At 54.9% G+C, this 22,617-nt stretch carries 21 protein-coding genes and 1 pseudogene; 16 read left to right on the top strand and 6 right to left on the bottom strand.

Annotated features, from left to right (window positions below):
- Positions 1-3 precede the first annotated feature (3 nt).
- Genes L383_RS06415 through L383_RS06425 form a run of 3 tightly spaced genes read right to left on the bottom strand, consistent with a single transcriptional unit; the run spans position 4 to position 3,541 of the window.
- On the bottom strand, positions 4-1,086 hold the full coding sequence (locus L383_RS06415) for an ABC transporter ATP-binding protein (RefSeq protein WP_023331561.1): 1,083 nt from the start codon (positions 1,084-1,086) through the stop codon (positions 4-6).
- Positions 1,083-2,471 (bottom strand): phosphohexomutase domain-containing protein, encoded by a 1,389-nt coding sequence (locus tag L383_RS06420; protein WP_023331560.1) that lies wholly within the window; start codon positions 2,469-2,471, stop codon positions 1,083-1,085. The genes L383_RS06415 and L383_RS06420 overlap by 4 nt, the downstream gene beginning before the upstream one ends.
- A gap of 29 nt (positions 2,472-2,500) precedes the next feature.
- A complete protein-coding gene (locus tag L383_RS06425; protein WP_023331559.1) occupies positions 2,501-3,541 on the bottom strand; it encodes a LacI family DNA-binding transcriptional regulator in 1,041 nt (346 codons plus the stop codon).
- Positions 3,542-3,727: 186 nt separating this feature from the next.
- On the opposite strand from L383_RS06425, the gene L383_RS06430 reads away from it, so the two are divergent.
- The 5 genes from L383_RS06430 to L383_RS06450 are packed head-to-tail and all read left to right on the top strand — an operon-like array spanning position 3,728 to position 9,356.
- Positions 3,728-5,017 carry an ABC transporter substrate-binding protein gene (locus tag L383_RS06430; RefSeq protein WP_023331558.1) on the top strand — a complete coding sequence of 430 codons (1,290 nt, stop codon included), beginning with the start codon at positions 3,728-3,730 and terminating at the stop codon, positions 5,015-5,017.
- 8 nt (positions 5,018-5,025) lie between these two features.
- Positions 5,026-5,892, top strand: coding sequence for a carbohydrate ABC transporter permease (locus L383_RS06435; protein ID WP_080463683.1), 867 nt, complete (start codon positions 5,026-5,028; stop codon positions 5,890-5,892).
- Positions 5,893-6,720: a carbohydrate ABC transporter permease gene (locus L383_RS06440; RefSeq protein ID WP_023331556.1), complete on the top strand. Its 828-nt coding sequence runs from the start codon at positions 5,893-5,895 to the stop codon at positions 6,718-6,720.
- Between the two features lie 10 nt (positions 6,721-6,730).
- The gene (locus L383_RS06445; RefSeq protein WP_023331555.1) at positions 6,731-8,314 is read left to right on the top strand and encodes an alpha-amylase family glycosyl hydrolase; all 1,584 of its coding nucleotides are present in this window, start codon (positions 6,731-6,733) and stop codon (positions 8,312-8,314) included.
- A complete protein-coding gene (locus L383_RS06450; protein ID WP_023331554.1) occupies positions 8,298-9,356 on the top strand; it encodes a glycoside hydrolase family 130 protein in 1,059 nt (352 codons plus the stop codon). The genes L383_RS06445 and L383_RS06450 overlap by 17 nt, the downstream gene beginning before the upstream one ends.
- Before the next feature lie 41 nt (positions 9,357-9,397).
- On the opposite strand, the gene L383_RS06455 is transcribed toward L383_RS06450, so the two are convergent.
- Complete coding sequence (locus tag L383_RS06455) at positions 9,398-10,201, bottom strand: dienelactone hydrolase family protein (RefSeq protein WP_023331553.1); 804 nt, start codon at positions 10,199-10,201, stop codon at positions 9,398-9,400.
- 255 nt (positions 10,202-10,456) lie between these two features.
- On the opposite strand from L383_RS06455, the gene udp reads away from it, so the two are divergent.
- From udp to tatD, 9 genes and pseudogenes are all read left to right on the top strand, one after another.
- The gene (gene udp / locus L383_RS06460; RefSeq protein WP_003860792.1) at positions 10,457-11,218 is read left to right on the top strand and encodes a uridine phosphorylase; all 762 of its coding nucleotides are present in this window, start codon (positions 10,457-10,459) and stop codon (positions 11,216-11,218) included.
- A 139-nt stretch (positions 11,219-11,357) separates the two neighbouring features.
- Positions 11,358-12,815: a DNA recombination protein RmuC gene (rmuC, locus tag L383_RS06465; protein ID WP_014885624.1), complete on the top strand. Its 1,458-nt coding sequence runs from the start codon at positions 11,358-11,360 to the stop codon at positions 12,813-12,815.
- Positions 12,816-12,881: 66 nt separating this feature from the next.
- Entirely contained in the window at positions 12,882-13,637 is a 756-nt protein-coding gene (gene ubiE, locus L383_RS06470) for a bifunctional demethylmenaquinone methyltransferase/2-methoxy-6-polyprenyl-1,4-benzoquinol methylase UbiE (RefSeq protein WP_023331552.1), read from the top strand.
- A gap of 13 nt (positions 13,638-13,650) precedes the next feature.
- The gene (gene ubiJ, locus L383_RS06475; RefSeq protein WP_014885622.1) at positions 13,651-14,256 is read left to right on the top strand and encodes a ubiquinone biosynthesis protein UbiJ; all 606 of its coding nucleotides are present in this window, start codon (positions 13,651-13,653) and stop codon (positions 14,254-14,256) included.
- Positions 14,253-15,893: a ubiquinone biosynthesis regulatory protein kinase UbiB gene (gene ubiB, locus L383_RS06480; RefSeq protein ID WP_014885621.1), complete on the top strand. Its 1,641-nt coding sequence runs from the start codon at positions 14,253-14,255 to the stop codon at positions 15,891-15,893. The genes ubiJ and ubiB overlap by 4 nt, the downstream gene beginning before the upstream one ends.
- Before the next feature lie 76 nt (positions 15,894-15,969).
- Complete coding sequence (tatA, locus tag L383_RS06485; protein WP_014885620.1) at positions 15,970-16,224, top strand: Sec-independent protein translocase subunit TatA; 255 nt, start codon at positions 15,970-15,972, stop codon at positions 16,222-16,224.
- Positions 16,225-16,227: 3 nt separating this feature from the next.
- Positions 16,228-16,770: a Sec-independent protein translocase protein TatB gene (tatB, locus tag L383_RS06490; RefSeq protein WP_023331551.1), complete on the top strand. Its 543-nt coding sequence runs from the start codon at positions 16,228-16,230 to the stop codon at positions 16,768-16,770.
- A gap of 2 nt (positions 16,771-16,772) precedes the next feature.
- The gene (tatC, locus tag L383_RS06495) at positions 16,773-17,543 is read left to right on the top strand and encodes a Sec-independent protein translocase subunit TatC (protein ID WP_023331550.1); all 771 of its coding nucleotides are present in this window, start codon (positions 16,773-16,775) and stop codon (positions 17,541-17,543) included.
- A gap of 41 nt (positions 17,544-17,584) precedes the next feature.
- Positions 17,585-18,367: pseudogene (gene tatD, locus L383_RS0124245) on the top strand (3'-5' ssDNA/RNA exonuclease TatD).
- On the opposite strand, the gene rfaH reads toward tatD, so the two are convergent.
- Positions 18,364-18,855: a transcription/translation regulatory transformer protein RfaH gene (gene rfaH / locus L383_RS06500; RefSeq protein ID WP_014885616.1), complete on the bottom strand. Its 492-nt coding sequence runs from the start codon at positions 18,853-18,855 to the stop codon at positions 18,364-18,366. The pseudogene tatD and the gene rfaH overlap by 4 nt on opposite strands.
- 170 nt (positions 18,856-19,025) lie before the next feature.
- Between rfaH and ubiD the strand changes: the two genes are divergently transcribed.
- Entirely contained in the window at positions 19,026-20,531 is a 1,506-nt protein-coding gene (gene ubiD / locus L383_RS06505; RefSeq protein ID WP_023331547.1) for a 4-hydroxy-3-polyprenylbenzoate decarboxylase, read from the top strand.
- 30 nt (positions 20,532-20,561) lie between these two features.
- Complete coding sequence (fre, locus tag L383_RS06510; RefSeq protein WP_014885614.1) at positions 20,562-21,263, top strand: NAD(P)H-flavin reductase; 702 nt, start codon at positions 20,562-20,564, stop codon at positions 21,261-21,263.
- 182 nt (positions 21,264-21,445) lie between these two features.
- Here fre and fadA read toward each other — a convergent pair whose 3' ends face one another.
- Positions 21,446-22,609, bottom strand: coding sequence for an acetyl-CoA C-acyltransferase FadA (fadA, locus tag L383_RS06515; protein ID WP_023331546.1), 1,164 nt, complete (start codon positions 22,607-22,609; stop codon positions 21,446-21,448).
- Positions 22,610-22,617 lie beyond the last annotated feature (8 nt).

The following is a 22,617-nucleotide window of genomic DNA, read 5'->3' as shown; positions in this document are numbered from 1 at the left end:
TACTCAGGCGGCATTTTCCGTCATTGCAATCCGCTTGCCTGCCGCGTCAAAGAGATGCAGATGAGCCTCCTGCACGGTCAGCGTGATACGTTGCTGCGCAGGCAGACTCAGTTGCTGGAAGGATTTCAGGCACACGGCATGCCCTGCCACGTCCAGCCACACCAGGGTTGAATCTCCCTGCAGTTCGCATAACCGCGTTTTCCCGCTCAGGCTAAAATCCCCCGGCTGCTGATAACCCAGGTGTTCAGGGCGGATCGCGACAAATACCGATTCCCCCTCCTGAATGTCTGCGGGCTGACGCGAAAGCGGGAAGACGGTATCAGGGTCGATATGCAATGCCCCCTGCTGCCAGACGGCGGGTAACATATTGATTTTTGGCGTACCGATGAATTCGGCCACGAAGCGGTTCGCCGGGGTGTTGTACAGTTCAAGCGGCGTACCCGTTTGCTCAATATTGCCTTTACACATCACCACGATACGGTCGGCCAGCGTCATCGCCTCGACCTGATCGTGCGTGACGTAAATCATGGTGTTTTTCAGGGTATTATGGAGTTGCTGGATCTCCTGGCGCATTTCAACCCGCAGAGCGGCGTCAAGGTTGGAAAGGGGTTCGTCAAACAGGAACAGCGCGGGCTGCTGGACAATAGAACGACCTATCGCCACGCGCTGGCGCTGGCCGCCGGAGAGGTGTTGCGGAAGCCTGTCGAGCAGCTCGTCCAGCCTGAGCATGTTGGCGGCGTGGGTGATGCGCTGCGCAATGTCGGCCTCCGGGGTGCGGATATTGCGTAAGCCAAAGGCGAGGTTCTCCCGTACGGTCATATGCGGATAAAGTGCATAGGACTGGAAAACCATCGACAAGCTCCGCTTGCCCGCCGCCAGGTGGGTAACATCCTCATTGCCCATCATCAGCATGCCACTGTCTGGCGCCTCTAATCCCGCGATCATGCGCAGCAGCGTCGATTTCCCGCACCCGGAGGGGCCCACAATAACGATAAATTCTCCTGATGCTATCTCCAGTGACAGATCCGCCACGATGACGTTTTTATCGTACTTTTTATGAATATGTCGTAATGAAAGGGCGGTCATAATGTCTCCTGAGCCCCTTGCAGGGCAGAAATCAGCATCAGCACTTCATGAGTTTTATGGACAAGCAGAGCGGTATCTCCCCGCGCTTCAACATTAAGGCGAACCAGCGGCTCGGTATTGGAGGCGCGGAGGTTAAAACGCCAGTCTGTGAAGGACAGGCTCAGGCCGTCGCAGTTGTCGCGTTCGCATGCGATCGGGGCATAGTGCGCGGCGACGTCATTGAGGAGTGCGGCGGGCTCGTTGACCGTCAGGTTGATTTCACCAGACACCGGATAGCGGGCCTGTGCGTGACGCATAAGAAGAGAGAGCGGCTGCGCGTCTGCGCCCAGGATCTGGAGCATCAAGATCAGCGGGATCATGCCGCTATCGCAGTAGCCAAAATCCCGAAAATAGTGATGGCCACTCATCTCGCCGCCGTAAATGGCATTTTCCCTTCGCATCCGGGCTTTCAGGAAGGCATGCCCGGTTTTACTCACGATTGCGCTACCGCCGCAACGGGCGACCGTGTCGAGCGTGTTCCAGATTAAGCGGGGATCAAGAATGATGCGGCTGCTGGGATAGCGTCGCAGAAAATGTTCGGCAAACAGCCCCACGAGATAATAGTTCTCAACGTAATCCCCGCGCTCGTCGAAGAAAAAGCAACGATCGAAATCGCCATCCCAGGCGATGCCAGCATCGGCGTGATGTTCGATGACGGCCAGTCGGGTGCTTTGCCGGTTTTCAGGCAGCATCGGGTTAGGTACGCCAGCGGGAAAACGGCCATCTGGCTGGTGATGAATACGGATAAACTCGACCGGTACACCGGCACGCTTTAAGCCCTCATCAAGCGCATCTAGCGCCGGACCTGCGGTGCCGTGCCCGGCGTTGACCACCAGGCGTAACGTTCGCGTTGGGGACGTAGTGATAAATCGCAGCAGAGCGTTCACCCAGGCCGGGCGATTGTCGAAGGGAAAAATGCCCCCACGACGCACGCAGGGTGGAAAGCGGTTCTGTTCTGCCAGCGCTTTGATCTCCAGCAGACCGTTGTCATTACTGATCGGGCGCGCCTCAAGGCCAACCAGCTTAAAGCCGTTGTAATGGGCGGGATTGTGGCTCGCCGTCACCTGAATCCCTCCGTCTGCCCGCAATTCCCGGGTGGCGAAATAGACCTCTTCCGTACCGGTCATGCCCAGGTCGATAACATCGACGCCGCCTGCGGTAAGCCCGTCGATCAGGGCCGTTTTTAGCGCCCCCGAGCTGAGGCGGACATCAGCGCCTACTACCACGCGCCGGGGATGCAGCCAGACGGCGTACGCCCTTCCGATGCGACGCGCAATGTCAGGGGTGAGATTGACGTCAACTTCGCCACGAATGTCATAGGTTTTAAAGCACGTTAGTTCATCCATAGTTCACTCTTATCTTAAGCAGGGTAATCTCAAGCCGTATCACGCTCGATAAGCCGGTGTTCCAGCGCAACGTGGGTGACGGGGCCATTGTTCAGAAGCAGATCAACCGCGATTTCACCTTTACGTTCGGCATCCTGCGCGATGGTGGTAAGTCCTGGCCCGTTATACTGCCGGGCGGTATTGTCGAATCCGGTAATGGCGACCCGGCCAGGTATAGCAAGATGCTGTCGCTGGCAATAATTCACCGCGCCGATGGCAAAACGATCGGATAAGCAGATCAGCGCCGTGATCTCAGGGTGTGCCGTCAGCAATGCTTCCGCTGCCCGTTCGCCGTGTGGCTCATCGTGATGGGTTTCACACAGCCAGCAGTCACTGAGCGTAATACCGTGCTCTTGAAACGCGTCGCGGCAGGCATTCACGCGGGTCAGCATGAGTTGGTTATCCCCCGTCACGCGGTGCGTCAGAGGCCACATCCCTCGCGCGTTCGGGTGAGACGGGAAGGCAATAATGCCGAAATGGCGATGACCCTTTTGTATCAGGTAGTGGGTGATATCACGCATGGCGCGTGTGTTATCCACCGACACGCTGCTGAACTGCGGAAGCTGAAAATCGAGCGTCACCACAGGCAGATTGCGGGCCAGGGTTTGTTGAATAATGGCGGCGCTGTTATGCGTGGCGTTGAGAATATACCCGTCCACCAGGGTAGTGAGCGATGAAGGCCCTTTTTGAAGCGGAATCAGCACCAGATTAATATTACGGTCTTCGCAGCGGGTCGCGACGCCGCGCATCAGGCTGACGTCATGCGGATCGATAAAAACATAGCTCATGGTATCGTTAAAAATGACGCCGATCGCCCCGGATTTTCCGGTGCGTAAAGCCCGGGCGAGTTTATCCGGCCCCTGAAATCCAACCTGACGGGCGTACCCAAGTATCTTTTCACGTAATTCAGCAGACAGCTTTTCGGGATTATTCCACGCGTTAGATACCGTGGTATGTGAAATACCCATCTCCGCTGCCAGCGATTTAATCGTCACGTTTTTATTCTTTCTTTTGCTAAATGAATTAGGCATTTTATATTCACGTAAATTATTTATGAGGCGTAATTAAATAAATAATAGCGGCTGAGTTTATCGTTAAATATAAATAGTTTTGTGATTTGTTTAACGTTAAACATAAAAAAGGGGTGTTAGCTTACGCACCATTCACAGAGTGCAGCAGTGAGCGATTAACACTTATCGACATCAGGGAGATATAACGTGAGAGTTGCAGAAGCAGCAAAATTAATAGCATCGGTAATATTCCTCTTTTTTCTTACCGGTTGCGGGCCTGATGATAAAAAAGAGACACAATCCGGGGCGCGTGAAACAATCAAAATGTGGGTCACACCCACCGTCAATGAAGAAGCCTTCTGGAGTAAAATAGTGGCGGAATGGAATAAAGACCCTGCCCATATGCCCGTCGAATTTACCGCTATTCCTGCCGCAAACAGTTCAGAAGAAGCGATAATGAACGCGCTGGCATCAGGGACTGAACCGGATATTTCAACCAATATATTTATTGGTTTTGCCAGCCAGCTTGTTGATGTCGGGCAGATAGAAGATCTCTCCAGAATGCCGGGTTTTCAGGAAACGATTCAGAAACGGCAAATGGCTTCTCTGCTGTCAGCCTGGGAATTAAACGGCAAACAAACGGTACTGCCGGTATATATCAACCCGATTGTCTGGTGGTGGCGTGGTGATTTACTAAAGCAATACGGTTTTGATCGGGTACCGGTTAGCTACGATGAACTTTACGCGCTGGCGAAGCGTCGGGCGGCGGATAATCACGGCTATGTGATACAGCTTACGGCAGGTAAAAACTGGTGGGAACGCTGGTTCGACTTCATTCCGCTGTTCTACGCCCAGAGCCACGGCAAGCCGTATCTGGTCGATAAAAAACCTGCGCTGACCACGCCTGCTGGCGAGGCCGTGCTGACCTTCATGGGCAACGTTTTTAACAATAAGTGGAGCAGCTACGACTTCACCTCTGCCGAGGATCCGCTCGCAACGGGGCAGGTTATCGCCTCAGCGCGCGGACCGTGGGATTTAGCCCGCTATCGCAAGCAGTATCCGGACATATTAAAAACGATTCAGATCGGTCCGATGCTGACCGAGACGGGCATTGAACACCCCTATACGTTCGGCGACAGCAAAGGTCTGGTGATCTTCAGTTCCAGTAAGCGAAAGGCGCAGGCCTGGCAGTTTATGCAGTGGGTCTTCAGTAACCCTGAACATGACCGGCTGTGGCTTGAGTTGACAGGGATGCCGCCTGCCCGCGCGGATTTAATGAGTAATCCGATCTTTGTCAGTTACTTCAAACAAAATCCGCTTGAGAAACAGATCGCCTCGTGGGTGGACGTCGCGCTTCCTCCTGCGGCAACAAACCAGACGACAGAAATACAGCGCAGCATGACGCAGATGCTTGAGCGCGTGATATTCAAAACCAGTACGCCTGCCGACGCGCTGAAACAATCTCAGCAGGAAATCAGCGCCCTCGCGGGCCAGTAGGGGGCATGATGGCTGGATATGAATCCCGAACCGGAGGCCTGCTGGCCTCCACCTGGATTGGCTATTCGCTGCTATTCTGGTTCTACCCCCTTGCCTGGCTGGTGGTGCTAAGCGTGACCCGCTGGCAGTTTATCGGCGTGCCGCAATTTACCGGTTTGCAGAATATTATTGGCGTACTGCACGATGCATTATTCTGGACATCCATGTGGAACATTTGCCGCTTTTTAATGTGGTATGTCCCGATCGTGTTTATTACCGCGCTGCTTTTTGCTGCCGGATTACGCAGAATTAACTACGGCCGGGGGTTTATCGCCTTAAGCTTTTTACTGGCAAATATCTCGTCAGGGGTGGCGTACTCAATTGTCTTTTCCCGTCTTTTTAATGAGTATGGCCCGGTTAACCGCTTATTGTCTGCGTGGTTTGGGATTTCCGTGCCGTGGTTTACCAACCCTGACTGCGCCATGCTATCCATTGCGCTTATCGTGACCTGGAAATTTGTCGGTTATTACGGATTAATTCTCTATTCCGGCATGCAGGCTATTCCATCGGATATTTATAGTGCGGCTATTCTCGATAAAACCGGGCGTTTTCAGAAAGGTTGGGCAATAACGCTGCCGATGATGAATCCGCAAATTGTGATGGTGATGGTGCTGGCTATTACGGTGGCATTCAGTATTTTTACAGAGCCCTATTTAATTACCGGTGGTGGGCCACTAAACAGTACTACCAGTCCCATGGTGGTCATGTACGAAGCCGCGTTTCAAAATATGAAACCTACCTGGGCTGCTGCCATGTCGATTATCGTCGCTGCCTGCAGTTTCCTGATGATCTGGCTATTTCGTCGGTTATTCGAAAAACACATTGAGATTGTATGAATGAAAAAACTCACGCCCCTGAGCCTGCTAATTCATGCGCTGATGTTTATTCTGGCGTTAAGCTGGCTCTATCCGTTTGTCTGGATGGTCGTGTCATCCCTGAAGCCTACGGCACAGATTTATACCACGGATCTCTTTTCGGGCACGCTGACGCTCGAAAATTACACTTTCCTTTTCGATAACAGCAACCGGGCCGATAAGCCGTTTCTGCGCACGCTGCTTAACTCGCTTTTCGTCTCTGTCACCGTGACCGCGACTGTGACCGTCACCTCCATGCTGGTGGGCTATGCGCTGGCAAAAACGGAATTCTGGGGCAAAAACGCTTTCCGTAATCTGTTGATTGTGCAGATGGTTTTCCCGGTTTTCATGTTCATCATTCCACAGTTTGTGCTGATGCGTGAGCTCGGGCTGATCAACCGTTACAGCGCCATGATCCTGCCTTATGCAATGAGCGCCTGGGGGATCTTTATGGTGTCTCAGAGCTTCAAGGGCACGCCCAACGATTACCTGTACGCCGCGCGTCTGGATCATGCCAGCCTGTGGGCCATTCTGCGGCACGTCATGATGCCGCTGAACAAGTCCATTCTGGCGATCGTGGCGCTATTTACCTTCTCAAGCTCGTGGGACAACTTCCTCTGGCCGCTGATTGTCATGCGCGATGCCGACAAAATGCCGTTTTCGGTGCTGCTGGCCACCTTCAGTAAATCCTACGGCGTTTATCTGGGGCCAGTGATGGCGGGAGCCGTGGTGCAAATGCTGCCGGTCATCGTGTTGTTTATCCTGTTCCGGAAATATTTCCTGCAGGGCATGTCGTTATCACTGAAATAAGGAACGTACGGTGAACAAACAACCCTGGTGGCAGGCCTGTACCTGTTACCAAATTTATCTGCCGTCGTTTTGCGATGGTAACGGTGATGGGCTGGGTGATTTCCCTGGCCTGCTCTCAAAAGTGGATTACCTGAGCGCGTTAGGCATCGGTGCCATCTGGATCACGCCGTTTTACCCCTCTCCTCTGGTGGATAACGGGTATGACATTAGTGATTACTGCGCCGTCGACCCACGATTCGGCACGCTGACCGATTTTCGCGACGTCGTTCATCGCTGCCATGAAAAGGGGATCCGGGTCATTATCGATCTGGTGCTTAATCATGTCTCTTCGCAGCATCCGTGGTTTCAGGATGCCTGGAATAATCCCGCAAGCCGCTATCGGGACTATTTTCTTTTCAGCGCGCACCCTAACAACTGGGAGTCATTTTTTTCCGGCAGCGCCTGGAGCCCGGAGCCGGACACCGGCGAGTTTTACTACCATAAATTCGCGCCTGAGCAGGTCGATCTTAACTGGGCGAACCCCGCGGTAGAGCAGGAAATGCTTCAGGTCATTGATTTCTGGCAGGCACAGGGCGTGGATGGCTTCCGCTTCGACGTGATTAATTTCCTCAGCACGCGCGGCATCGGGCCTGACAATCCGGAGAAAGCGGGAGTACAGCAGCATGAGCATGACGTGAATCAGCCGGGGCTTATCGGCACGCTGCAGCGCGTATGCCAACATGCCAGGCAGCAAGGGGATGTTTTCCTGATCGGCGAAATCGGCAGCGAGGAGAGGGAGACCCTGGCCCGTTATCAGGCCCCGTCGCTGATGGACGTGGTCTTTAACTTCAATATTGGCAGCCAGAAAACCTTCGATGCGGCACGCCTGTGCGACGAGATTAACGCCACGCTGGCGCTGCAGTCTGGCCTGCCGACGCTATTCTTTTCCAGCCACGATATGCCGCGCATGATTAGCCGCTTTGGTGAAGGCCCGCATGACGCCGCCCGGGCGTTGGCCGTTCTGGCGCTACAGCTGACCGTGCGCGGCGTACCGTTTATTTTCCAGGGTGACGAGTTGGGGATGCCCGACTATGTGCCTCAGACGGTCGGGCAGATTTTTGATATTCAGGGAAAAACCTTCTACGACACGGCCATGCGGCAGGGGTGCAGTGCCGCCGACGCGCTGGCGCAGGCCATTGAACATTCACGGGATGGGTCCCGTTCCCCCTTCCTCTGGTGCGACGCCCCGTTTGCGGGCTTTTCCACCTCCACGCCGTGGATGCCCGTCAGCCAGGACTATCCCTTGCTCAATGCCGAACATCAGATATCGACGCCCGGCTCGTTGTGGCGTCAGTACCAGACCTTCATTGCGCTTCGGGCCGCCATCGGGGCGCTACAGCATGGGGAGTGCAGCCTACTGAAGCGCCATAAGGCGTGCGTCTGGTTTACCCGAACAACGGCGCAGGAACAGGTCTGGGTGGCCGTGAATTTTGGCCAGCCGGTACAAAACCCATTGTGGGCCATTGAAGCGGATGTCCTGTACGGCCAAAACGCGCAGCAGCTGGATAAAAATCAAATTCTGATAAAAAGGAGTGTATATGAACAGACACGGTAAGAATCCGTTGATCACCCCGAGCGACGTGGTGCCTTCTCTGCCAGGACGGAAAGTGGAGTGCGTCTTTAACGCCGGGGTAACGGAGTATCATGGGGAGATTATCCTGCTGCTTCGGGTTGCCGAGAGCGTGATAAATGATGACCCACAGAAGATCGTCGTTCCGCTTCTGGTGCAGCAGTCCGGCGGCTGGCAGGCGGCAACAAAAACGTTCGACCGCAACGACCCGCGCTATGATTTTAGCGACCCGCGTACCATTGTGCTGAAAAGCGACCCGGCTCAGGTCTGGCTGACGTCAATGTCCCACCTGCGCCTGGCGCGAAGCCAGGACGGTGTAAATTTCACCATCGATCAACAGCCGTTTATTACCGCCGACAGCCGCTATGAGGAATTTGGCTGTGAAGATGCGCGTATCACCCTGATTGACGATGTCTGGTACATCAATTACTCCGCCGTGTCATCGCTGGGTATCTCCACCGCGCTGGCGACCACCGTTGATTTTATCTCCGTCGACAAGAAAGGGCTGATTTTCTGCCCTGATAACCGCGACGTCTGTTTCTTCCCGGAGAAGGTTGGCGGATCCTTCCGGGCGCTTACCCGGCCCGCGCCCTGCCATTTCGGCCACCCGGAAATCTGGATCTGCGAATCGCCCGATATGCTGCACTGGGGAAACCACCGGCATCTGCTGGGACGCTCGGGAGACGAATGGGATGCGCTGAAGTCGGGTGGCGGCGCGCCGTTGATCAAGACCGCGCGCGGCTGGCTGGAGATTTATCACGGTGTGGACGCTAGCCAGCGTTATTGCCTGGGCGCTCTGCTTCTGGATCTTGAGGACCCGCTCACCCTCATCGCCAAATCTTCCGTACCGCTGCTGGAGCCGAGTGCGCCCTATGAGCGTGAAGGCTTTTTCGGTAACGTCGTCTTTACCTGCGGGGCGCTGGTGCGTAATGACACGTTGCATATCTGGTATGGTGCGGCGGATGAGCGTATCGCCCTGGCCACGCTGCCGATGGACGAGCTGTGGAAACATCTGGGCCTGGAGTAAGCCCTGACGCAGCCCCGGCTTTCGCCGGGGCTGCGAAGTGTTTATTTCTTCCCGCCGTACTGGCTAAACCACGCCAGCATTCTCTGCCAGCCATCTTTCGCCGATTCCGCGTGATAACTCGGACGGTAATCTGCGTTAAACGCATGTCCGGCATCCGGATACACCACAATCTCCGCATTGGCATTGGCTGCCCGTAGCGCATGGCGCATGGTTTCTACCGAATCAAGCGAAATACCGGTGTCCTGGCCGCCATACAGACCCAGCACCGGGGCATTGAGCTCAGTGGCGATGTCCACCGGATGTTTTGGCGAATTCAGCGTTTTCTCGCCCACCAGTTTGCCATACCAGGCGACAGCCGCTTTGAGCTGCGGATTGTGTGCGGCATACAGCCAGCTAATGCGTCCGCCCCAGCAGAAGCCGGTGACCATCAGACGGTGCGGGTCGCCGCCGTTACGCGCCGCCCAGCTGGCAACGTGGTCGAGATCGGCCAGCACCTGCGCGTCCGGGACTTTGCTGACCAGATTGCTGAACAGCGTTGGAATATCGCTATAGTCGTTCGGATCGCCCTGACGGAAGTAGAGTTCTGGCGCAACGGCCAGATATCCTTCAAGTGCCAGGCGACGGCAGAGGTCGCGAATATGTTCGTGAACCCCAAAAATCTCCTGAACCACAATCACGATGGGCAGCGGACCGTCTGCCGATTTTGGTCGTGCGTGATAGGCAGGCATATTCTCCCCCTGAGAGGGAATGGAGGTCTCTCCCGCCGTAATGGCCTCTTCTGAGGTTGAAACGATGGTTGAAGCAAGCGGGGTTGCAGCAGGTGCAAAACCGGTTTTTTCAGTCATGGCATTCTCCGTACCAATGAGTTAGCGCAAAGGTAAATATAGACACCAGGTTAACAACTCACAGTGCCTTAAACGGTCTATCTTTTGTGCAGCACCTGACGATATAACTTGTTAATGTGATGTAAATCACTTTTTGATGGAAATTCACTGCAATCATTTTCATTCATGGTGAGATGCATCACGAAATTATGCTTACTGCTTCTGTAAAGTACCGTTTTACTTCTTCTGACTAACCGACCCACAGAGGAGTCACCTATGTCTAAGTCTGATGTTTTTCATCTCGGCCTCACTAAAAATGATTTACAAGGGGCTACGCTCGCTATCGTCCCTGGCGACCCTGAGCGTGTGGAAAAGATCGCCGCGCTGATGGATAAGCCGGTCAAACTGGCTGCCCATCGTGAATTCACCACCTGGCGTGCAGAGCTGGATGGCAAAGCGGTGATTGTGTGCTCCACCGGTATCGGCGGTCCGTCTACCTCTATTGCAGTTGAAGAGCTGGCGCAGCTGGGCATTCGTACTTTCCTGCGTATCGGCACGACCGGCGCGATTCAGCCGCACATCAACGTGGGCGACGTACTGGTGACGACGGCATCCGTTCGTCTGGACGGGGCAAGCCTGCACTTTGCGCCTATGGAATTCCCGGCAGTGGCTGACTTCGAATGCACCACGGCGCTGGTTGAAGCCGCGAAGTCCGTGGGCGCGACCACTCACGTTGGCGTAACCGCCTCTTCCGACACCTTCTACCCGGGCCAGGAGCGCTACGACACCTTCTCTGGCCGCGTTGTGAGCCGTTTCAAAGGCTCAATGGAAGAGTGGCAGTCCATGGGCGTAATGAACTACGAAATGGAATCCGCGACGCTGCTGACCATGTGTGCAAGCCAGGGGCTGCGTGCCGGTATGGTGGCGGGCGTTATCGTCAACCGTACTCAGCAGGAGATCCCGAACGCCGAAACCATGAAGCAGACCGAAAGTCATGCGGTGAAAATTGTGGTGGAAGCGGCTCGTCGCCTGATCTAGCCCTCTCTTCTCAAATCAAAGGCCGACGCGTTCGGCCTTTATTTTTTGCGTAGCGCCTCGCAGGAAAACCCTTTCAAACTGGACGTTTATACAGCACAATTCTATTTTGTGCGGGTAATACGTTGATGCAGGGGGCATTGTGGATATCTCAATCCTGATTTATGCGGTGATTGCGCTGGCGGGCGTTGCGATAGGCTGGCTGATTTCCAGCTACCAGCATGCGCAGCAGAAGGCCGATCAACTGGCGGAGCGCGAAGAGATCGTCGCCGAGCTCAGCGCGGTAAAGCAACAGCTTGCGCTAAGTGACCACTGGCGCGACGAGTGCGAGCTGCTCAATAACGAACTGCGCAACCTGCGTGATATCAACACGTCGCTGGAGGCCGATCTCCGCGAAGTGACTACCCGCCTCGAATCCACGCAGCTGCATGCGGAAGACAAAATCCGTCAGATGATTAACAGCGAGCAGCGCCTCAGCGAGCAGTTTGAGAATCTCGCCAACCGCATTTTCGAACACAGCAACCGCCGCGTTGACGAACAGAATCGCCAGAGTCTGAACAGCCTGCTGACGCCGCTGCGTGAACAGCTGGACGGTTTTCGCCGTCAGGTGCAGGACAGCTTTGGACAGGAAGCACGCGAGCGGCACACGCTGGCGCACGAGATTCGTAATCTTCAGCAGTTGAATGCGCAAATGGCGCAGGAGGCGGTCAACCTCACTCGGGCGCTGAAAGGGGATAACAAAACCCAGGGTAACTGGGGAGAAGTAGTGCTCACCCGCGTGCTGGAGGCCTCTGGCCTGCGCGAGGGGTATGAATACGAAACGCAGGTGAGTATCGAAAACGATGCCCGCTCGCGGATGCAGCCAGACGTCATTGTGCGTCTGCCGCAGGGGAAAGATGTGGTGATCGACGCCAAAATGACGCTGGTGGCGTATGAGCGTTACTTTAATGCGGAAGACGACTACACGCGCGAGTCGGCGCTGCAGGAGCATATTGCCTCCGTGCGTAACCATATCCGACTGCTGGGCAGAAAAGATTATCAGCAGCTTCCGGGGCTGCGCTCGCTGGACTATGTGCTGATGTTTATCCCGGTCGAACCGGCGTTCCTGCTGGCCCTCGACAGACAGCCCGAACTGATCACCGAAGCGCTCAAAAATAATATTATGCTGGTCAGCCCCACCACCCTGCTGGTGGCATTACGTACCATTGCTAACCTGTGGCGCTATGAGCACCAGAGCCGCAATGCACAGAAGATTGCCGAGCGTGCCAGCAAGCTGTACGACAAAATGCGCCTCTTCGTGGACGATATGTCCTCAGTCGGGCAAAGCCTGGACCGTGCGCAGGATAACTACCGTCAGGCGATGAAAAAACTCGCTTCCGGGCGGGGCAACCTGCTTGCTCAGGCTGAAGCATTCCGCGGCCTGGGGGTGGAGGTCAAACGCGAGATTAATCCGGAACTGGTGGAGCAGGCCACGGCGCAAGACGAAGAGTTCCGTCTGCGTGAAGGCGCAGATGAACAAAAGACACCCAGCGAAGACAACGAGTTAACGACGGATTTATCGTCTGACGAGCCGCCGACACGTTTCTATCACGGCGGTTGAATCGTAGGGCAAACGCGCCCAATCTGTTACACTTCACGAACATTTGACTGATTAGCAGGCTCTGAGATGGTTGACGATTCACAAGACACGACGCACTTTGGCTTTCAGACTGTCGCCAAAGCGCAGAAAGCTGACATGGTGGCCCACGTATTTCATTCCGTGGCGGCGAAGTACGATGTGATGAATGACTTGATGTCGTTCGGCATTCATCGCTTGTGGAAACGCTTCACCATTGACTGCAGCGGTGTGCGCCGTGGACAAACCGTGCTGGATTTAGCCGGTGGAACAGGCGATCTGACGGCGAAGTTTTCCCGTCTGGTGGGTGAAACCGGCCGCGTTGTTCTGGCCGATATTAATGACTCCATGCTGAAAATGGGACGCGAAAAGTTGCGTAACATCGGCGTGGTGGGCAATGTGGAATACGTGCAGGCAAACGCCGAAGCGCTGCCATTCCCGGACAATACCTTTGACTGCATCACGATCTCCTTCGGCCTGCGTAACGTCACCGACAAAGAAAAAGCGCTGCGATCCATGTACCGTGTACTGAAGCCGGGTGGACGTCTGTTGGTGCTCGAGTTCTCTAAACCGATCATTGAGCCGCTGAGCAAAGCCTACGACGCCTATTCCTTCCACGTGCTGCCGCGTATCGGTGAACTGGTGGCGAACGACGCGGAGAGCTACCGCTATCTGGCGGAGTCCATTCGCATGCACCCGGATCAGGACACCCTAAAAGCCATGATGCAGAATGCGGAATTTGAGAACGTTGAATACTTCAACATGACGGCGGGTGTCGTTGCGCTGCATCGCGGTTACAAATTCTGAGTGGAGGTGTCCCGTGCCCTTTAAACCCTTAGTCACCGCAGGCATCGAGAATGTGCTCAATGCCTTCCTGTATCGCGCGCCGGCGCTAAAAGCTGCACGTCAGCGACTTAACGGGAAGGTCCTGCGCATTGTATTAAAAGAGTTCTCAACGCCGCTCGTGCTGGTCTTCAGCGAACGCCAGCTCGATGTTCTGGGTGAGTGGGAAGGCGAGGCGGATTGCTCGGTCATTACCCATATGAGCGTGCTGCCAAAACTGCGCGATCGCCAGCAATTGACGGCGCTTATCCGCAGCGGTGAGCTGGAAGTGGAGGGCGACATCCAGGTCGTACAAAACTTCGTTGCGCTCAGCGATCTGGCGGAGTTTGACCCGGCAGAACTGCTCGCGCCTTTTATTGGTGACATCGCCGCTGAAGGGATCGGGAAAGCTATTCATGGCGGCACGGCGTTCTTGCGCAAAAATCTGCAACGGCAGCAGCGCTATGCCGCAGAAGTCCTGACTGAAGAGTGGCGCATGGCCCCCGGTCCGCTGGAAGTGGCATGGTTTGCGGAAGAAACCGCTGCTGTTGAACGTGCGGTTGATGCATTAACCAAACGGCTGGAAAAACTGGAGGGCAAATGACGCCTGGTGAAATTCGGCGCCTCTATTTTATCGTCCACACCTTTTTGAGTTACGGGCTCGATGAGCTTATCCCCAAAATGCGTATCACGCTGCCGCTTAGAATCTGGCGGCGGATGTTGTTCTGGATGCCTAATCGTCATAAAGGTCAGCCGCTGGGTGAACGTCTGCGTCTGGCGCTGCAGGAGCTTGGCCCGGTATGGATTAAGTTCGGACAGATGCTCTCAACCCGCCGCGATCTCTTCCCGCCTCATATTGCCGATGAACTGGCAATGCTGCAGGACCGTGTTGCCCCGTTTGACGGAGTGAGGGCAAAGAAACAGATCGAAGAGGCAATGGGTAATCTTCCCGTTGAAACCTGGTTTGACGATTTCGAAATAGCCCCGCTGGCGTCGGCGTCTATTGCTCAGGTGCATACCGCGCGTCTGAAAGAGAACGGCAAAGAGGTGGTGATCAAGGTGATCCGCCCGGATATCCTGCCGGTCATCAAAGCTGACATGAAGCTTATTTATCGTCTGGCGCGCTGGGTACCACGTTTGTTACCTGATGGCCGTCGTCTGCGTCCGATGGAAGTGGTGCGGGAATACGAAAAAACGCTGATTGATGAGCTTAACCTGCTGCGCGAGTCAGCAAACGCCATTCAGCTGCGTCGTAACTTTGAAAACAGCCCGATGCTTTATGTGCCTGAGGTCTATTCAGACTACTGCAGTCAGAACATGATGGTCATGGAGCGCATCTACGGTATTCCGGTTTCGGATGTGGCGGCGCTGGAGAAGCAGGGAACGAACATGAAGCTGCTGGCCGAACGTGGCGTTCAGGTCTTCTTTACTCAGGTGTTCCGCGACAGCTTTTTCCATGCGGATATGCACCCGGGCAATATTTTTGTGAGCTACGAGCATCCTGAGGATCCGAAGTATATCGGTATCGACTGCGGGATTGTGGGGTCGCTGAATAAAGAAGATAAGCGTTATCTGGCCGAGAACTTTATCGCGTTCTTTAACCGTGACTACCGTAAGGTGGCCGAGCTGCACGTTGACTCCGGCTGGGTTCCGCCGGACACCAACGTCGAAGAGTTTGAGTTTGCTATTCGTACCGTCTGCGAGCCGATTTTTGAAAAGCCGCTGGCAGAAATCTCCTTCGGGCACGTGCTGTTAAACCTGTTTAATACGGCTCGCCGCTTTAATATGGAAGTTCAGCCGCAATTAGTTTTACTTCAGAAAACATTACTTTACGTTGAGGGTGTAGGTCGCCAACTCTATCCTCAGTTAGACTTGTGGAAGACGGCTAAACCGTTCCTGGAATCCTGGATTAAGGATCAGGTAGGTTTTCCAGCGCTGGTGCGCTCATTGAAAGAGAAAGGCCCGTTCTGGATTGAAAAAATGCCCGAAATTCCTGAACTGGTTTACGACAGTTTGCGTCAGAGCAAGAACCTTCAGCACAGCATGGATAAAATCGCCCGCGAGCTTCAGTCCAGTCGCGTGCGCCAGGGGCAATCACGCTATCTCTTTGGGATTGGCGCAACGCTGCTGTTGAGCGGTACGTTGCTGCTAATCAATCGTCCGGACTGGCAGATGATGCCCGCCTGGCTGATGGCTGGCGGGGTTGTTGTCTGGCTAGCCGGATGGAGAAAAACGCGCTGAGTTTGCGTCGCCATCGACGGGTCGCATACGTATAATGCGACTTGACCAATTAATCATCTATTCCTGAGGAATTTGTATGGGTGGTATCAGTATCTGGCAATTAGTCATTATTGCCGTCATCGTCGTGCTGCTGTTTGGCACTAAAAAGCTCGGTTCTATCGGTTCCGATCTGGGCGCGTCTATCAAAGGCTTCAAGAAAGCAATGAGCGATGATGAGAACAAGCAGGATAAAGCCAGCCAGGATGCTGATTTTACTGCGAAATCCATCTCCGATAAGCAAGAAGAAGCCAAAAAAGAAGACGCCAAAAGCCACGATAAAGAGCAGGTGTAAGTCGTGTTCGACATTGGTTTTAGTGAGCTGCTGCTGGTCTTTGTGATTGGCCTGATCGTGCTGGGTCCGCAGCGTCTGCCCGTGGCGGTGAAAACCGTTGTGGGCTGGGTGCGTGCGCTGAGATCGCTGGCATCGACCGTTCAGAATGAACTGGCACAGGAACTTAAGCTCCAGGAGTTTCAGGAAAGCCTGAAAAAGGTCGAGAAGGCGAGCATGGATAACCTGACGCCGGAACTGAAAGCCTCAATGGATGAACTGCGCGAAGCGGCGGAATCCATGAAGCGCTCTTACAGCGTTAACGATCCTGAAAAAGCGAGCGATGAAGCGAACACCATTCATAACCCGGTGGTGAAGGACAGCGAAGCGCAACGTGAGGGCGTGACGCCAGCGAGTGCTGAGCACCAGGCCGCCGCGCCAGAACAGACGCCGCAGGAAACCGAAGTGAAAAAACAGGCGCAGCCGGAAGACCCCACGATAAAAGTGGCGGAAGCGAAACCCGTCGCGCCTGTTTCCGAATCATCCCCCTCGTCGAGTGATAAAGCGTAACCATGGCAGTAGATGATACTCAACCGCTTATTACGCACCTTATTGAGCTGCGTAAGCGCCTGTTAAACTGCATTATTGCGGTTCTGGTGATATTCCTGTGCCTGGTCTATTTCGCCAACGATATCTATCAGGTGGTCTCTGCACCGCTGATTAAGCAGATGCCGCTGGGGGCAACGATGATTGCAACAGATGTTGCCTCACCGTTCTTTACCCCTATTAAGCTCACCTTTTGGGTGTCGTTGATTGCGTCTGCACCCGTCATCCTTTATCAGGTATGGGCGTTTGTGGCACCAGCGCTGTATAAACATGAACGTAAACTGGTGATCCCGCTGCTGGTCTCCAGCTCGTTGCTGTTCTATATCGGTATGGCGTTTGCCTACTTCGTTGTCTTCCCGCTGGCCTTTGGCTTCCTGACGCACACCGCGCCGGAAGGGGTGCAGGTGTCGACAGATATCGCCAGCTATCTCAGCTTCGTCATGGCGCTGTTTATGGCGTTTGGCGTGGCATTTGAAGTGCCGGTCGCCATTGTGCTGCTTTGCTGGGTTGGGGTAACGACCCCTGAAGACCTGCGTAAAAAGCGTCCGTATATCCTGGTAGGTGCATTTGTGGTCGGCATGCTGCTCACGCCGCCGGATGTTTTCTCGCAGACGTTACTGGCCATACCGATGTATTGCCTCTTTGAGGTTGGCGTATTCTTCTCGCGTTTCTACGTGGGTAAAGGACGCCGATCGGACGATGTAGACGATGCGTCTGAAAAGACCACTGAAGAGTAAAACCAGCCGCCCGTCAGGGCGGTTGTTATATGGGGATTCGCATGTTTGATATCGGACTCAACCTGACCAGCTCGCAGTTTGCAAAAGATCGCGATGACGTTGTTGCGCGTGCTTTTGACGCCGGCGTTAAAGGACTCCTGCTGACCGGAACTAACCTTCATGAGAGCGAGCAGGCGCAGCTTCTGGCGCAACGTTATTAACACTGCTGGTCAACCGCAGGCATCCACCCTCATGACAGTAGCCAGTGGACCGAGGAGAGCGCACAAATCCTTTACAGGCTGGCGAAAACCGCTGAGGTGGTGGCCATTGGCGAGTGTGGGCTCGATTTTAACCGCAACTTCTCCACGCCTGACGAACAGGAAAAGGCATTCACTGCCCAGCTTGCTCTGGCGGCAGAGCTTGAAATGCCCGTCTTTATGCATTGCCGCGACGCGCACGAACGTTTTCTCGCGCTTCTGGATCCCTGGCTGGATAAACTCCCCGGCGCGGTGCTGCACTGCTTCACCGGTTCAAGGCAGGAGGCGCAGGAGTGCCTGGCGCGCGGGCTGTTTCTCGGCATTACCGGCTGGGTTTGTGATGAGCGCCGCGGGCTTGAGCTACGCGAGCTGTTACCGTTGATTCCGGCCGACCGTTTGCTTATTGAGACCGATGCGCCTTATCTGCTGCCGAGAGATATGACGCCCAAACCGTCATCGCGGCGAAATGAGCCTGCATACCTGGGGCACATTGTTGAGCGCGTGGCGCGATGGCGTGGAGACGATCCGCACTGGCTTTCTGCGCAGACGGATGACAACGTGCGCCATCTCTTCAGGATCAGTTTTTAAACTTTACGGAAGTCGGTATTTTTGACGCTCTGCAACACCTGCTTGTTCAGCAGGTTGAGCAACAACATGGAGCGTGCTTCACCGTCCGGCTCGGCGAAAATCGCCTGCAGGCCTTCGAATGCACCTTCCGTAATGACGACGTTATCACCCGCGTAAGGGGTTTCCGGGTCGGTGATCCCTTCGGGCTGTTGATACACCGAAAGCTGATGAATGACCGTCGACGGAACGGTGGCCGGGTGGGCGCCAAAACGAACGAAGTGGCTGACGCCGCGCGTTGCGCTGATGGTGGTGGTGTGGATCACCTCAGGGTCGAACTCCACGAACAGGTAGTTCGGGAATAACGGCTCACTGACGGTTGTGCGCTTCCCGCGCTGCATTTTTTCAAGCGTGATCACGGGTGTCAGACAATTTACAGACTGACGTTCAAGATGTTCCTGCGCGCGCTGAAGTTGCCCGCGTTTGCAATACAGTAAATACCAGGCCTGCATAATCACTCTTTCCCTTAGTTCGGGGCGCAAGCATATCAAAACCCTGGAGGGATCGCTAAGTTGATTATAATGGGTGAACCTGGAACAGAACGCATAAGTTCACGCTAATTTAACAAAATTACAGCATCAAGCAGGCTTACGCCGTATAATGAAGCGCTTACAGAGAGGCCATGACTAACTGCATGAAATACCACGATCTCCGCGACTTCCTGACGCTGCTGGAAAAGCAGGGCGAACTCAAACGCATTACACTTCCTGTTGATCCTTATCTGGAAATGACAGAAATTGCTGACCGCACCCTGCGTGCCGGTGGCCCCGCGTTACTCTTTGAAAATCCGAAAGGTTACTCCATGCCGGTGCTGTGCAACCTGTTTGGTACACCGCGTCGTGTCGCATTGGGGATGGGGCAGGAAGACGTTACCGCGTTGCGTGAAGTGGGTAAGCTGCTGGCATTTCTGAAAGAGCCAGAGCCACCGAAAGGCTTCCGCGATCTGTTCGACAAGCTGCCGCAGTTTAAGCAGGTGCTGAACATGCCAACCAAACGCCTGCGCGGTGCGCCGTGCCAGCAAAAAGTGCTGGAAGGCGATGCGGTTGATTTGACCAAAATTCCCATTATGCAGTGCTGGCCTGAAGATGCTGCGCCGCTGATCACCTGGGGTTTGACCGTCACGCGCGGTCCGCATAAAGAACGGCAAAATCTGGGTATTTACCGCCAGCAGTTGATTGGTAAGAATAAGCTCATCATGCGCTGGCTGTCGCATCGCGGCGGCGCGCTGGATTTCCAGGAGTGGTGCGCTGCGCATCCGGGTGAACGTTTCCCGGTCTCTGTCGCCTTAGGCGCTGACCCGGCCACTATTCTGGGAGCCGTTACACCCGTGCCGGATACGCTCTCTGAATATGCGTTTGCCGGCCTGCTGCGCGGGACAAAAACCGAAGTCGTGAAGTGTATTTCGAACGATCTCGAAGTTCCGGCCAGTGCGGAAATTGTGCTGGAAGGTTACCTTGAGCAGGGCGAACTGGCACCGGAAGGCCCTTACGGCGACCACACCGGTTATTACAACGAAGTGGATAACTTCCCGGTGTTTACCGTTACGCACATTACGCAGCGTGAAGATGCGATTTATCACTCTACCTACACCGGGCGTCCACCGGATGAACCCGCAGTACTGGGGGTGGCGCTGAATGAAGTGTTTGTGCCGATCCTGCAAAAGCAGTTCCCGGAAATCGTTGATTTTTACCTGCCCCCTGAAGGGTGCTCGTATCGCCTGGCGGTAGTGACGATGAAGAAGCAGTATCCCGGTCATGCGAAACGCGTGATGATGGGCGTCTGGTCTTTCCTGCGCCAGTTTATGTATACCAAATTTGTTATTGTCTGCGATGATGACGTTAACGCTCGCGACTGGAATGACGTCATTTGGGCGATTACCACGCGAATGGACCCGGCGCGCGATACGGTGTTAGTCGAGAACACGCCGATAGATTACCTGGACTTTGCCTCGCCGGTTTCCGGTCTTGGCTCAAAAATGGGACTGGATGCCACAAATAAATGGCCTGGCGAAACCGACCGTGAATGGGGTCGCCCGATCAAAAAAGATCCTGCCGTGACCGCGCGTATTGACGCGATCTGGGATGAACTGGCCATAATGAATAACGGTAAACCTGAAACAGGCCGTTAAGCCCTATAGACTTCACGACAGAGAGAGCGAATGACAACCTTAAGCTGTAAAGTGACCTCGGTAGATGCCATCACCGACACCGTATATCGCGTCCGTTTAGTGCCAGAAGCGGCATTCTCTTTCCGCGCTGGTCAGTACTTAATGGTAGTGATGGATGAGCGTGATAAGCGTCCTTTCTCTATGGCCTCTACGCCAGCAGAGAAAGAATTTATTGAGCTGCATATTGGTGCGTCTGAGCTTAACCTGTACGCGATGGCCGTTATGGACCGCATCCTGAAAGAACGTGAGATTGTGGTCGACATCCCTCACGGCGAAGCGTGGCTGCGCGATGACGAAGATCGTCCGCTGATCCTCATCGCTGGCGGTACGGGATTCTCTTATGTGCGCTCTATTCTGTTGACCGCTCTGGCACGTAACCCGGACCGTGACATCACCATTTACTGGGGTGGCCGCGAAGAGAAGCATCTATATGACCTGTCTGAGCTGGAAGCGCTGAGCGTAACCCATCCTAACCTGCGCATTGAGCCGGTGGTTGAGCAGCCGGAAGAGGGCTGGCGTGGGCGTAGCGGTACCGTGCTGACGGCGGTATTGCAGGATCACGGCACGCTGGCAGGACACGATATCTATATCGCAGGTCGTTTCGAGATGGCGAAAATCGCCCGGGACCTGTTCTGTAACGAACGTGACGCGCGTGAAGATCGCCTGTTTGGCGATGCGTTTGCCTTCATTTAAATAAAAAACCCGCCCCTGACAGGCGGGAAGAACGGCAACTAAACTCTCTCTCTTCGCCAATGACGCCATAACTGCGTTGGCTGCGCTCGTTCACCCGAATCACTTACTTGAGTAAGCTCATCGGGATTCGCTCGCTTGCCGCCTTGTTCTGACGTCATTGGCTTTGAGATACTTTTCCTGATTTACACTCTCTCAAACACCGTCGCGATACCCTGACCCAACCCGATGCACATTGTTGCCAGTCCGAACTGGGCATCTTTGCGCTCCATCAGATTAATCAGCGTCGTGCTGATACGCGCCCCGGAGCAACCGAGTGGGTGACCGAGGGCGATCGCGCCGCCGTTGAGGTTAATTTTCTCGTCGATCTGTTCCATCAGCCCCAGATCTTTAATGCACGGCAGGATCTGCGCGGCGAAGGCTTCGTTCATCTCGAACAGATCGATGTCGCTGGCGGTTAGTCCCGCTTTTTTCAGCGCCAGCTTTGAGGCCGGAACCGGGCCGTAACCCATGATTGAAGGATCGCAGCCCACGACAGCCATCGAACGTACCCGAGCGCGTGGGGTTAACCCCAGCTCACGGGCGCGGCTTTCGCTCATCACCAGCATCGCCGCTGCTCCGTCGGACAGCGCCGACGAGGTACCTGCCGTGACCGTACCGGTGACCGGATCAAATGCCGGACGCAACGTAGAAAGTGCTTCCACCGTTGTTTCCGGGCGGATCACTTCGTCGTAGCTGAACTGCTTCAGAACGCCGTCCGCATCGTGACCGCCGGTAGGGATGATCTCGTTTTTAAATGCGCTGGACTGCGTGGCAGCCCAGGCGCGGGCATGGGAACGTGCGGCAAACGCATCCTGCATTTCACGGCTGATGCCGTGCAGGCGGGAGAGCATCTCCGCGGTGAGACCCATCATTCCCGCAGCTTTTGCCACGTTACGGCTCATCCCCGGATGGAAATCGACGCCGTGGCTCATCGGGACGTGCCCCATATGCTCCACACCGCCCACCAGGCAGGCCTGAGCATCGCCGGTCATGATCATACGTGCCGCATCGTGCAGCGCCTGCATGGACGAACCGCACAGACGGTTAACGGTGACGGCCGGAACCGAATGCGGGATCTCCGCCAGCAGTGACGCATTACGCGCGATATTGAAGCCCTGCTCCAGGGTCTGCTGCACGCAGCCCCAGTAGATATCGTCGAGCGCGGCGGGGTCCAACGCCGGATTACGCGCCAGCAGGCTACGCATCAGGTGTGCGGAGAGGTCTTCCGCGCGCACGTTACGGAATGCGCCGCCTTTTGAACGGCCCATCGGGGTGCGAATCGCATCAACAATGACAACCTTTTCCATTGTGACTC

This window comes from Enterobacter sp. MGH 37, assembly GCF_000534515.1.
GTDB lineage: Bacteria > Pseudomonadota > Gammaproteobacteria > Enterobacterales > Enterobacteriaceae > Enterobacter > Enterobacter kobei.
This window is presented reverse-complemented; position numbering and strand designations above follow the sequence as displayed.

What these genes read in the sequence shown, in the direction of transcription:
- L383_RS06415 (WP_023331561.1), bottom strand. Translation starts at nt 1,086, where the DNA reads ATGACCGCCCTTTCATTACGACATATTCATAAAAAGTACGATAAAAAC.
- L383_RS06420 (WP_023331560.1), bottom strand. Translation starts at nt 2,471, where the DNA reads ATGGATGAACTAACGTGCTTTAAAACCTATGACATTCGTGGCGAAGTT.
- L383_RS06425 (WP_023331559.1), bottom strand. Translation starts at nt 3,541, where the DNA reads ATGCCTAATTCATTTAGCAAAAGAAAGAATAAAAACGTGACGATTAAA.
- L383_RS06435 (WP_080463683.1), top strand. Translation starts at nt 5,026, where the DNA reads ATGGCTGGATATGAATCCCGAACCGGAGGCCTGCTGGCCTCCACCTGG.
- L383_RS06440 (WP_023331556.1), top strand. Translation starts at nt 5,893, where the DNA reads ATGAAAAAACTCACGCCCCTGAGCCTGCTAATTCATGCGCTGATGTTT.
- L383_RS06450 (WP_023331554.1), top strand. Translation starts at nt 8,298, where the DNA reads ATGAACAGACACGGTAAGAATCCGTTGATCACCCCGAGCGACGTGGTG.
- L383_RS06455 (WP_023331553.1), bottom strand. Translation starts at nt 10,201, where the DNA reads ATGACTGAAAAAACCGGTTTTGCACCTGCTGCAACCCCGCTTGCTTCA.
- udp (WP_003860792.1), top strand. Translation starts at nt 10,457, where the DNA reads ATGTCTAAGTCTGATGTTTTTCATCTCGGCCTCACTAAAAATGATTTA.
- ubiE (WP_023331552.1), top strand. Translation starts at nt 12,882, where the DNA reads ATGGTTGACGATTCACAAGACACGACGCACTTTGGCTTTCAGACTGTC.
- ubiB (WP_014885621.1), top strand. Translation starts at nt 14,253, where the DNA reads ATGACGCCTGGTGAAATTCGGCGCCTCTATTTTATCGTCCACACCTTT.
- tatA (WP_014885620.1), top strand. Translation starts at nt 15,970, where the DNA reads ATGGGTGGTATCAGTATCTGGCAATTAGTCATTATTGCCGTCATCGTC.
- tatC (WP_023331550.1), top strand. Translation starts at nt 16,773, where the DNA reads ATGGCAGTAGATGATACTCAACCGCTTATTACGCACCTTATTGAGCTG.
- rfaH (WP_014885616.1), bottom strand. Translation starts at nt 18,855, where the DNA reads ATGCAGGCCTGGTATTTACTGTATTGCAAACGCGGGCAACTTCAGCGC.
- ubiD (WP_023331547.1), top strand. Translation starts at nt 19,026, where the DNA reads ATGACTAACTGCATGAAATACCACGATCTCCGCGACTTCCTGACGCTG.
- fre (WP_014885614.1), top strand. Translation starts at nt 20,562, where the DNA reads ATGACAACCTTAAGCTGTAAAGTGACCTCGGTAGATGCCATCACCGAC.
- fadA (WP_023331546.1), bottom strand. Translation starts at nt 22,609, where the DNA reads ATGGAAAAGGTTGTCATTGTTGATGCGATTCGCACCCCGATGGGCCGT.